The sequence below is a fragment of the Neisseria sp. P0024.S006 genome, assembly GCF_051956595.1.
Lineage (GTDB): Bacteria > Pseudomonadota > Gammaproteobacteria > Burkholderiales > Neisseriaceae > Neisseria.
On record NZ_JBQCXH010000001.1, the window covers coordinates 777,993 to 787,445 of the forward strand.

Here is a 9,453-nt window from a genome sequence, read left to right on the forward strand (position 1 = left end):
CAGCAGAAGCGGCAAACAAAAACACAGGTCGTCTGAAACACATCGCTTCAGACGACCTAAAACAAACCCATCAGCAGCCAATTATTAATTATTTATCGACCCCTGTACAAACCGGATTCTCCTATCCTATAATTCCCCACATTCGGAATGTAGCGCAGCCCGGTAGCGCACTTCGTTCGGGACGAAGGGGTCGGAGGTTCGAATCCTCTCATTCCGACCAAATACAAAACCTGCTTGAGTCCAAGCAGGTTTTTTACATTCGGCAAGCCTATACCTCCGGCGGAGGGAAAGGCGCACCTTCGGGATGTTTGTAGCGGTTGTACATAAACAAATATTGTTCCGGAAAACGGCGTATCCAATATTCGGTATTTTCATTGATCACGCGCGCATCGTGCTCCTTATCGCCGTTCAACTCGCCGCGCAAAGGCTCGATGTGCAAGACAAAGCCTTTACCGTCGGGCAGACGCTCGCCGCAGAAAAACAAAGCCTTCACGCCTTTAACTTGCGCCAGCTTGCCCGCCAACGTCATGGTGTAGGCAGGTTTGCCGAAAAAGTCCACCCACACGCCGTCGCCGCCTTCTTCCGGAGACGGTACATGGTCCGGCAACACAATGGTCGCTTCGCCGCCGCGCAGGGCCTTGATGATTTGTTTGACGCCCTGAATGCTGGTCGGCGCAGTCTTGCCCTTGCCGCGCACACGCCCTGCCTGCATCACCGCATCAAAAGCCTTGATTTTCGGCGGTTTGTACATCGCCGTCAGCGGAAACGGCAGCTGCTGGCTGATGTAGCGGCCCGCCAAATCATAGCTGCCGATGTGCGGTGTGATAAACAGCAAACCCTCGCCCGCACTCAAGGCCGTCTGAACATGTTCCCAACCGTTGACACTGACAAACAGGTTTTCAATTTCCTCAGGCCGTCTGAAAAACGCCACCGGCAATTCCAAGCCGCCTTTTGCCGTTTCACGGAAAACTTTTTTCACTGCCTCGTCCGTCGGGTTCAAACCGGCAAGTTTCATGTTTTCAAAAACACGCCGGCGATCTTTCGACAGCACGCGGAAACCCAAACCGCCCAGCAGGTTGCCTAATTTGTGCAACCAAGCCAAAGGCAGCGCGGCCAAAAATTTAAAAACAAAGGTAACAAGCGTTTGCATAAGGTTTTACCAAAATGAAGTGGACAGATTGTAAACGAAACAGGCCGTCTGAACAAAACAGACTTCGGGCAAATATATTGCGGCACACCTGCTTTTCTGCTACTATCCGCGCTGCATTAAGAGTTGGGAATTCCATGCCAACCTGCTTTTCAAACGGAAAGGTAAGGTGGACGGTTGAAAAACCGATGTGGCTCGCCAGAGCAATCCAAACCCGCTTAATGCGGGAATTTTTTTGCCTGTAAGAAACGCGCAACAGGATTCCGAAACAGCAGGCAAGTGCGAATGTTTCTCACTTGTATAGAGAAAAAGCGGAGTTTTTGTTATGATTTCCGCTGTCCGAAATAAAAGGCCGTCTGAAAACACAGCAGCCTGTTTTTAATGAAAGAATAGCAATGAGCGAATATCTGTTTACTTCCGAATCGGTATCCGAAGGCCATCCGGATAAAGTTGCCGACCAAGTATCCGATGCGATTTTGGATGCCATCTTGGCGCAAGACCCCAAAGCGCGTGTTGCCGCTGAAACCTTGGTCAACACAGGCTTGTGCGTATTGGCAGGCGAAATTACTACTACTGCCCAAGTGGACTACATCAAAGTCGCACGCGAAACCATCAAACGCATCGGCTACAACTCCTCCGAGCTGGGCTTTGACGCCAACGGCTGCGCAGTCGGCGTGTACTACGACCAACAATCCCCCGACATCGCCCAAGGCGTGAACGAAGGCGAAGGCATCGACTTGAATCAAGGCGCGGGCGACCAAGGTTTGATGTTCGGCTATGCCTGCGACGAAACCCCTACCCTGATGCCGTTTGCCATCTATTACAGCCACCGCCTGATGCAACGCCAAAGCGAATTGCGCAAAGACGGCCGCCTGCCTTGGCTGCGTCCTGACGCCAAAGCCCAACTGACCGTGGTTTACGACAGCGAAACCGGCAAAGTAAAACGCATCGACACCGTCGTCCTGTCTACTCAACACGATCCGTCTATCGGTTACGAAGAGCTGAAAAACGCCGTGATCGAACACATCATCAAACCGGTTCTGCCGTCTGAACTGCTGACCGACGAAACCAAATACCTGATCAACCCGACCGGCCGCTTCGTTATCGGCGGCCCGCAAGGCGACTGCGGTTTGACCGGCCGCAAAATCATCGTCGATACCTACGGCGGCGCAGCTCCGCACGGCGGCGGCGCATTCTCCGGCAAAGACCCGTCCAAAGTGGACCGTTCCGCCGCTTACGCCTGCCGCTACGTTGCAAAAAACATCGTCGCCTCCGGTTTGGCAACCCAATGCCAAATCCAAGTTTCCTACGCCATCGGCGTTGCCGAACCAACTTCGATTTCCATCGATACCTTTGGTACCGGCAAAATCAGCGAAGAAAAACTGATCGCCCTGGTTCGCGAACATTTCGACCTGCGCCCTAAAGGCATCGTCCAAATGCTCGACCTGCTGCGCCCAATTTACGGAAAATCCGCCGCCTACGGCCACTTCGGCCGCGAGGAGCCTGAATTTACTTGGGAGCGCACCGACAAAGCAGCCGCATTAAAAGCAGCCGCAGGCGTGTAAAAAAATAATAAAGGTCGTCTGAACGGGAGTTTCAGACGGCCTTTTTACATCTAAAAATTCAAAACCTTTTTACGAACGGCACATCGTATTTTCACAAAAACAGCGCAACGAAACCTTGGATTGCTATGCTGTCTTTGTGAATCTACATAAATAAAATTGAAAGAATGCATCATGAAAAAATGGCTGCTGGCTGTTTTGCCTGCCACCGCACTGGCTGCTCCGCCTCAAGGCTTTTATCAAAATTACAAAGACTGGGACATTGCTTGCGACAATACCGGCACCTGCCGTCTTGCCGGATACCAAGCAGATGAAATAGAACCGCCGGTTTCTATCCTGTTTACCCGACAAGCAGGGGCGAATGCCGCAGTAATTGGCGAAGTTTCCCTGCTGCCATTTAACGACGATGACCGCCAACTCGCCTGCGTGGCAGCCCGTAGCGAATTGATGCTGAACGGCAAATCACTGGGCAAATTGGCGTTGAACAAAAAAGGCACAGGCAAATTGAGCAGCGCGCAAACCAGCGCCTTACTCGAAGCATTGAAAAAAGAGAGCAAAATCAGCATCCGTTCTGGAAAATATGAATGGCACTTGTCCGACAAAGGCGCAGCGGCGGCGATGTTGAAAGCGGACGAATTCCAAGGTCGTCTGAATACGCCTTCCGCGCTGATTCGCAAAGGCGGCAGCAGTCAGGCAGTCCTCAGCCCGCAGCCCAAACCCGTCATCCGCGCCGTTGCCGTGCCGAAAAAAGAGGGCGATATGCTGGAACAAGGCACACCACGCCACAGCGCCGTCATGAAACTCTTGAGCGACAGCAACCGCGTTTCCGAAGGCGACGATAATTACTGTTACGCCCTGCACAATAAAGAGCAAATGGATTGGAACCGCAGCCTGTATGTCCATCCGCTCAACGATCGTCAGGTTTTGATTTCGGCCATCTGTATCGGCGGTGCTTATCAAACCAGCGGCTACTATGCCATTGCCGATAAAGAATTGACCAAAATTGAACAAGTGCTGCCGCCAATGACATACGGCGGGCACGGCGGATTCGATGAGAAAACAGCCACCCTTAGCGGCAGCTTCAAAGGCCGAGGGATCGGCGACTGCTGGTCTGGCAATGCAGCGGTGTGGGATGGTAAAACGTTTGTCCGCAGTGAGGAACACACCACCGGTTCATGCAAAGGCTTCACAGGCGGCGCGTGGCTGATGCCTATTTTTGAAGCCCGTGTTGAACGTTAAAATACACGGAATATTTACGATAGAAAGCAAAGGCCGTCTCAAAATTCCCGTTTTCAGACGGCCTTTTTCCTTATACAATAGCCACTTGAATTTCTATATACATTCTGAATAAAGGATACGGATTATGTTCGGCAAACAACTTTTTGAAGAAGTCAGCTCCAAAATCAGCGAAACCATCGCCAACAGCCCTGCCAAAGACATGGAAAAAAACGTTAAAGCCATGCTCGGCAGCGCATTCAACCGCATGGATTTGGTGACCCGCGAAGAATTCGACATCCAACAACAGGTTTTGATTAAAACCCGTACCAAACTGGCCGAATTGGAAGCCCGTTTGGCCAAACTCGAAGCCGCTCAAGAGCCTGAAGAAGCTGCTTTGAAAGCTGCCGAAGCTGCTGCGGAAGAAGCTGTTGCCGAAATCAAACAACAAACTGAAGCTGCCGAATAAGGCCGTCTGAAACATGTCGCTTGCTTTGGTTTACAGCCGCGCCTTAAGCGGCATGAATGCGCCGTTGGTCGAAGTGGAAGCCCACCTTGCCAACGGCTTGCCACATTTCAATATCGTCGGTTTGCCCGATACTGAAGTCAAAGAAAGCCGCGACCGTGTACGTGCCGCCATCATCCAAAGCGGCTTCAACTTTCCCGCCAAGAAAATTACCGTCAACCTCGCACCGGCCGACCTCCCAAAAGAATCCGGCCGTTTCGATTTGCCTATTGCCTTAGGCATTCTTGCCGCATCGGGACAAATCAATCCTGAAAAGCTCGTGCAATATGAGTTTGCCGGAGAATTGGCACTGTCCGGCCTGCTGCGTCCCGTGCGCGGCGCGCTGGCCATGGCATGGCAGGGAATGCAGGCCGGCCGTTCATTCGTCTTGCCGCAAGAAAATGCCGAACAGGCTGCCGTCATGCGCGGTATCGCGGTTTATGGAGCGCGTTCTTTAGGCGAAGTGGCCGCCCATTTAAACGGCATCGAACCGTTGACACAAACCGAATGCAAGCTGACGCAAAGGCCCTCTGAACAAAGTAAAATTCCTGATTTAGCCGATGTTAAAGGCCAGCATACCGCCCGCCTCGCTTTGGAAATCGCAGCGGCAGGCGGACACAGCCTGCTGATGATGGGTCCGCCGGGTACAGGCAAATCCATGCTTTCGCAACGTTTGCCCGGTATCCTTCCGCCTTTGACCGAAGACGAATTGGTCGAAGTATGGGCATTGCGTTCGCTCCTGCCCAACCATCAACAGCAACTCGACAGCAACCGTCCTTTCCGTAGCCCTCATCACAGCGCCAGCTCGGCAGCCATGGTAGGCGGTGGTTCAGACCCACGTCCGGGCGAAATCTCATTGGCGCATCACGGTGTGTTGTTTTTAGACGAATTACCCGAGTTTGACCGTAAAGTATTAGAAGTATTGCGCGAACCTTTGGAAAACGGCGAAATCCATATTTCCCGCGCCGCACGCCAAGCAGTTTATCCGGCCAAGTTCCAACTTGTCGCCGCCATGAACCCCTGCCCTTGTGGCTATCTTGGCCATCCGTCCAAACCTTGCCGTTGCACGCCTGAAAGTGTTGCCCGCTACCGCAACAAAATTTCAGGGCCATTGCTCGACCGTATTGATTTAACCATCGAAGTACCCAGCCTTTCTGCTGCCGAATTGATGCAACAAGAAGCAGGCGAATCCAGTGCCACAGTATTGGAACGCGTTACCGCCGCACGCAAAATCCAATACAACAGACAAGGCAAAGTCAATGCCGAACTGAGTATCAGCGAGCTCGATGGTAAAGCCCGCATCCAAAAAGAAGCGCAAGAAGCCTTGGGAACCATGCTCGAAAAACTGTCCCTTTCCGCTCGAAGCTTCCACCGCATCATGCGCGTTGCCCGTACGCTGGCTGATTTGGCAGGCGACGAAGAAGTCAGCAAAACCCATGTGATGAAAGCCATCGGCTTCCGTCGCGCCCTTTAACTTTTCAGACGGCCTGAATCTTTATGTTTAAGTAAAACTAGAGTAAACAAAGCATCAGGATTTTGCCGTCCATAACGGTTATTGATAAAATATCGAATCTAAACTCAGACAGTCTCCCCTCAGGCCGTCTGAACACATTATTACAAGGTAAGTCATGAAAAAATCTACACAATATGGCAAAGGCTTGGCCGGTTTCTTTTTCGGCCTGATACTGGCAACAGGTATTATTGCCGGTATTTTGTTCTTCTTGAACCAAGGCAACCAAAACGTTTTCAAAGAGCTGACTCAGCCTAAACAAAGCGAAGAACCTGAAATCCTGAAACCTCAGGACAAAGCAGAGAAACGCCCAGCTACCGACACTTCATCTACCCAAGCAGATGAAGAAAAAGCCAAAGCAGAAAAAGAAGCTGCTGAAAAAGAAGCAGCAGAGAAAGAAGCCAAAGCTAAAGAAGAGGCTGAAAAGGCTGCCAAAGAAACTCAGGAAAAAGCTGAACAAGCAGAACGTGAAGCCAAAGAAAAAGCGGATAAAGCTGAAGCAGAAAAAGCCGAACGCGAAACTAAAGAAAAAGCTGAAAAAGCCGCCGCCGACAAAGCTGAACGCGAAGCCAAAGAAAGAGCAGACAAAACTGCCGCCGATAAAGCCGAACGCGAAGCCAAAGAAAAAGCCGCAAAAACGGAAGCAGAAAAAGAAGCCGCCAAGAAAAAACTGGCCGAGAAAAAAGCCGAATTAGAGAAAAAACGCGCAGAAAAAGCCAAAGCTGAAAAAGAAGCTACTGATAAAACTGCAAAAGATAAAAAAGCAGCCGACCAACTGACCGACAAACAAAAAGAGCGTGCCGAGCGCAAATTGGCTGAGAAAAAAGCAGCCGAAGCCAAAAAACAAAACAAGCCGACACCTGAGCAAATCCTCAACAGCGGCAGCATCGAAAAAGCACGTAAAGCAGCAAATGCCTCTACAACAAAAGAAAGCAGCAACACTGCAAGTAAACAGTCAGCAGAAAAAGCCGAAGCAGCTGTGAACAGCGGTAAAAAAGCCTTCCTGCAACTTGGTTCATATGCAGACCGCTCCAGCGCAGACTCACAACGTGCAAAACTAGCTATTTTAGGTGTTTCTTCCAAAGTGGTTGAATCGCAAAACGGCGACAAAACCATTTACCGAGTTCAAAGTAATACCATGCCGCAGGAAGCCGCTGTAAAACTGCAAAAAAACCTGCAAGGCCATAATATCAACAGCTTGATTCGTTCTAGCAAATAATGGAATCACTGATGAAGCAGCATATAAAACAAACCATTTCCGCACTCAGCCTGAGCCTGCTCAGTCTGAGTGCGCAGGCTGCTACCGAGGGCGTGGACTATACTGTCCTCAGTCGCCCTATTCCGCAGCAACAAGCCGGAAAAATTGAAGTGCTAGAATTTTTCGGCTACTTCTGCGTCCATTGTTACCATCTCGATCCAGTTTTGTTGCAACACAGCAAAACCTTTGCCAAAGATGTTTCCTTACGGACAGAACACGTCGTTTGGATGCCTGAAATGTTAGGCTTGGCTAAAGTAGCCGCTGCCGTCAATCTTTCAGGTTTAAAATATCAGGCCAATCCAGTCATCTTCAAAGCAGTTTACGAACAAAAAATCAACCTGGCTGATGCAAATGTATTCCGATCATGGGTTGGTAAACAGACAAGTTTTGACAGTCAAAAACTGCTTCAAGCCTACAATAGCCCTGCTGCCGCGTCGGCTGCTGCAAAAATGCAGCAATTGACGGAAACTTATCGAATTGAAAACACACCAACTGTCATTGTCGGTGGTAAATACAAAGTCAATTTCAATGGTGGCGACTGGAAAGTCGGTATGAAAACCATAGATGACCTCATCGTCAAAGCCCGTCGCGAACAATCCTCAAAACCACTTTAACTATTCAACAAAAGAAAGACGGCCTCAAGGCCGTCTGAAAACTTATGGACATTCTGATTTTATTTAAAGCACTTATTCTCGGTATTATCGAAGGTTTAACCGAGTTCCTCCCTATTTCAAGTACCGGTCACTTGATTGTATTCGGCGACTTAATGAATTTCCAAAGTAACGGTAAAGTATTCGAAATTGCCATCCAGCTCGGTGCCGTATTAGCCGTCGTATTCGAATATCGCCAACGATTTACCCATATCATAAAAGGACTAGGCAAAGAGCGAACAGCCAATCGCTTTGTGCTGAATTTATTTATCGCATTCATCCCCGCTGCGATTGTTGGCCTCTTATTCAGTAAACAAATTAAATTGCATCTTTTCAACCCGATTACCGTTGCTACCATGCTGGTACTGGGAGGCTTCTTCATTTTATGGGTTGAAAAACGCCAAGCAACAGCAAAACCTAAAGTCAACCATGTCGATGATATGCGCCCAATTGACGCATTTGTTGTAGGATGCGCCCAAATTTGTGCCCTTATCCCTGGGACATCACGTTCAGGCAGTACCATCATGGGTGGTATGCTGTGGGGGCTGGAACGTAAAACGGCTACTGAATTTTCATTCTTCCTTGCTGTACCAATGATGATTGCGGCCACAGGTTACGACATCTTAAAAAACTACAAACTCTTTACCTTGCAAGATGTCGGACAAATTGCCATCGGTTTTATCGCAGCATTTATCGCCGGTTTATTGGCAGTAAAAGCTTTGCTGAAATTTGTCTCCAGTAAAAACTATGTGCCTTTTGCCTACTACCGCATCGTATTTGGTGGTCTGATTCTCCTTACTTGGATGCTGGGCTGGGTCAGCTGGAGCGAATAACCCCTCTCCCCAAAGGACGTACCCGCGCACGTCCTTTTTTCTTTATCCGCCTCCCCCCCTTTCTATCAGATTTCTACCCCATAAAAGGCTTACACTCCGCATCATTACCCCTAAATATCTCCTCACCGTCCGCACAGCTGCCCTTCCCCTTCATCTTCCCGCACACCACCGCCGTCAGCGACTCGTTCAAGCGCAACACCCTCGGCTCCGCCTCCCTGTCCAGCGCCACCGCCTTCAAGGTAAACTTACCCTCCAGGATGCCCTTAGCCTGACCGCTCATCCTGATACAGAAACCGCCCGCCTCCTTCACCGGCAATTCCGGCCACTTCGTCGACGTCAGCTTAAAGCTGCCCTTTTTCGCATAGAACTGCTCCATAAAGCGCGCATTTTCCAGCAGCGCGGCATGCGCCGCACGCAGGTTGGCCGAGCGGACCGATTCCCGATAGGCCGTAAAGGCCGCCGTCGCCAAGATCGAAACCAGCAGCACCACCACCAACAGCTGGACCAAAGAATACCCCCTCTGCACAGTTGCCCCATTCCGTTTTCCGTCAAATGCTTTTAAGTACATATCCTTATTCCCTTTATCTTTTATATCCCTATCCAACAAGAGGCACTCTATCCGTTTATTCCTTTACTCAACGGAAGCCCCCACTGGTTCAAGCTTTATTCCCGCCCCCAAACAAAGCCGCCCCGGGCCCAACCGGCAAACGGTTCGGCCGCAGGGCGGCATACAGGCAGAGTCAGGCTTATTTTTTCACGGCAGGTTGGGCGGC

The 9,453-nt window shown here is 50.3% G+C and carries 9 protein-coding genes, 1 tRNA gene and 1 riboswitch; of the genes, 8 read left to right on the forward strand and 2 right to left on the reverse strand.

Features of this window, described 5'->3' with window-relative positions; translation table 11 throughout:
- The first annotated feature begins 143 nt into the window (after nucleotides 1-143).
- Nucleotides 144-220, forward strand: a tRNA-Pro gene (locus tag ACTHUF_RS03695).
- 48 nt (nucleotides 221-268) lie between these two features.
- On the opposite strand, the gene ACTHUF_RS03700 is transcribed toward ACTHUF_RS03695, so the two are convergent.
- Entirely contained in the window at nucleotides 269-1,150 is an 882-nt protein-coding gene (locus ACTHUF_RS03700; protein WP_440407100.1) for a lysophospholipid acyltransferase family protein, read from the reverse strand.
- A 108-nt stretch (nucleotides 1,151-1,258) separates the two neighbouring features.
- A riboswitch (SAM-I-IV-variant riboswitch) is annotated at nucleotides 1,259-1,369 on the forward strand.
- A gap of 173 nt (nucleotides 1,370-1,542) precedes the next feature.
- Between ACTHUF_RS03700 and metK the strand changes: the two genes are divergently transcribed.
- The 7 genes from metK (at nucleotide 1,543) to ACTHUF_RS03735 (ending at nucleotide 8,680) form a co-directional block, all read left to right on the forward strand.
- Nucleotides 1,543-2,712, forward strand: a complete 1,170-nt coding sequence (metK, locus tag ACTHUF_RS03705) for a methionine adenosyltransferase (RefSeq protein ID WP_440407102.1) — start codon at nucleotides 1,543-1,545, stop codon at nucleotides 2,710-2,712.
- 171 nt (nucleotides 2,713-2,883) lie between these two features.
- A complete protein-coding gene (locus ACTHUF_RS03710; protein WP_070608075.1) occupies nucleotides 2,884-3,948 on the forward strand; it encodes a DUF1176 domain-containing protein in 1,065 nt (354 codons plus the stop codon).
- 124 nt (nucleotides 3,949-4,072) lie between these two features.
- Nucleotides 4,073-4,393, forward strand: coding sequence for an accessory factor UbiK family protein (locus tag ACTHUF_RS03715; RefSeq protein WP_003684455.1), 321 nt, complete (start codon nucleotides 4,073-4,075; stop codon nucleotides 4,391-4,393).
- 13 nt (nucleotides 4,394-4,406) lie between these two features.
- Nucleotides 4,407-5,903: a YifB family Mg chelatase-like AAA ATPase gene (locus ACTHUF_RS03720; protein ID WP_128581483.1), complete on the forward strand. Its 1,497-nt coding sequence runs from the start codon at nucleotides 4,407-4,409 to the stop codon at nucleotides 5,901-5,903.
- 154 nt (nucleotides 5,904-6,057) lie between these two features.
- A complete protein-coding gene (locus ACTHUF_RS03725) occupies nucleotides 6,058-7,158 on the forward strand; it encodes an SPOR domain-containing protein (RefSeq protein WP_315094652.1) in 1,101 nt (366 codons plus the stop codon).
- Between the two features lie 11 nt (nucleotides 7,159-7,169).
- Nucleotides 7,170-7,811, forward strand: a complete 642-nt coding sequence (locus tag ACTHUF_RS03730) for a thiol:disulfide interchange protein DsbA/DsbL (protein WP_070608096.1) — start codon at nucleotides 7,170-7,172, stop codon at nucleotides 7,809-7,811.
- A gap of 44 nt (nucleotides 7,812-7,855) precedes the next feature.
- Nucleotides 7,856-8,680 (forward strand): undecaprenyl-diphosphate phosphatase, encoded by an 825-nt coding sequence (locus ACTHUF_RS03735; RefSeq protein ID WP_070608078.1) that lies wholly within the window; start codon nucleotides 7,856-7,858, stop codon nucleotides 8,678-8,680.
- A 73-nt stretch (nucleotides 8,681-8,753) separates the two neighbouring features.
- On the opposite strand, the gene ACTHUF_RS03740 is transcribed toward ACTHUF_RS03735, so the two are convergent.
- Entirely contained in the window at nucleotides 8,754-9,248 is a 495-nt protein-coding gene (locus ACTHUF_RS03740) for a type IV pilin protein (protein ID WP_440407106.1), read from the reverse strand.
- Nucleotides 9,249-9,453 lie beyond the last annotated feature (205 nt).

Bases quoted from the DNA above. Each gene is read 5' to 3' on its own strand.
- ACTHUF_RS03700 (WP_440407100.1), bottom strand. From the start codon at position 1,150: ATGCAAACGCTTGTTACCTTTGTTTTTAAATTTTTGGCCGCGCTGCCT.
- metK (WP_440407102.1), top strand. From the start codon at position 1,543: ATGAGCGAATATCTGTTTACTTCCGAATCGGTATCCGAAGGCCATCCG.
- ACTHUF_RS03710 (WP_070608075.1), top strand. From the start codon at position 2,884: ATGAAAAAATGGCTGCTGGCTGTTTTGCCTGCCACCGCACTGGCTGCT.
- ACTHUF_RS03715 (WP_003684455.1), top strand. From the start codon at position 4,073: ATGTTCGGCAAACAACTTTTTGAAGAAGTCAGCTCCAAAATCAGCGAA.
- ACTHUF_RS03720 (WP_128581483.1), top strand. From the start codon at position 4,407: ATGTCGCTTGCTTTGGTTTACAGCCGCGCCTTAAGCGGCATGAATGCG.
- ACTHUF_RS03725 (WP_315094652.1), top strand. From the start codon at position 6,058: ATGAAAAAATCTACACAATATGGCAAAGGCTTGGCCGGTTTCTTTTTC.
- ACTHUF_RS03730 (WP_070608096.1), top strand. From the start codon at position 7,170: ATGAAGCAGCATATAAAACAAACCATTTCCGCACTCAGCCTGAGCCTG.
- ACTHUF_RS03735 (WP_070608078.1), top strand. From the start codon at position 7,856: ATGGACATTCTGATTTTATTTAAAGCACTTATTCTCGGTATTATCGAA.
- ACTHUF_RS03740 (WP_440407106.1), bottom strand. From the start codon at position 9,248: ATGTACTTAAAAGCATTTGACGGAAAACGGAATGGGGCAACTGTGCAG.